General features: G+C 40.2%; 1 protein-coding gene. It reads right to left on the bottom strand.

Annotated elements, in window-relative coordinates; translation table 11 throughout:
- The coding region (locus JUJ52_RS23035; RefSeq protein WP_228089247.1) for an IS110 family transposase at positions 1-825 on the bottom strand (825 nt) is incomplete at its 3' end.
- Positions 826-952: the final 127 nt, after the last annotated feature.

Below are 952 nucleotides of genomic sequence, written 5' to 3'. Positions count from 1 at the left end.
CTCCTTGTCTAACTGTTCTAATTGCCCTTTATAGAGCTCATATTGGTCTAATAGATAATCCAATTCACGCTTGGAAAACTGAATTCCAATCTTTATGCCAACACTCTTTTTGCCGGCTTCTACTAGCTTTGTTGCTCGTTTCATTCCCACTCCACGTTGGACAAATGGTTTCCATTTCATCAACACTTCTTCCGGTGATAGTTCCTTGATTTGAGATGGAAATGGAAACAGTCGCAACGTACAGAAAGCTGCTTTTCCTTTCCAATTCCCAAACACATCAAAGAATTCTGGAAAGTATCGTTGAATATGGTTTTGAATTCGCCCTTCGGTCGTCATCAGTTGTTTGGTAAGCTGATCTCGCAATTTGACGCCTTCTCTTAATTCGGCATAAACGCCGTCTAAGAGGTTTGGTACAGAGTATCGCCCATCCTTAATCAACTGTGCAATGACGCGGGCATCCTTCGTATCATTTTTAGTAGGGGAATTGTCATCAAGCTCTTTACTTTTCTTCACGTGCATCGGGTTGACGACGACAAAATCGTATCCATTCGCTACGAAAAAGTAAGCTAGACTAAACCAGTAATGACCCGTCGGTTCTACACCAAGAATGACGTGATTCTTGGCATTTTCTTTTCGAAGGCTTTCGGCCCAATTCACTAGTTTTTGAAAGCCATGCATTCGATTTTCAAAGATCAATCGTTTTCCAAATTCAATACCTCGATCATCTTGAGCACGTGCTACGTGCTTGTCTTTAGCTATATCAATGCCAATGATAAGAGTTGAAGGTGTAATTTGAGAGATTTTTTGATTTTGTGTATAATTCATAAATGAGTCCTCCTTGGTTATTTCATTTAAGGGTCCATTTTTGCTTCGAAGCTTTGGACACCTCGTATGATACCAAGGGGCTCTTTTTTGTTCAATCCTCAAATTTCTTCATTACAGGAATGCTCCT

The sequence above is a fragment of the Virgibacillus sp. AGTR genome (genome assembly GCF_016919725.2).
Classification (GTDB): domain Bacteria; phylum Bacillota; class Bacilli; order Bacillales; family Amphibacillaceae; genus Virgibacillus; species Virgibacillus salarius.
This window is presented reverse-complemented; position numbering and strand designations above follow the sequence as displayed.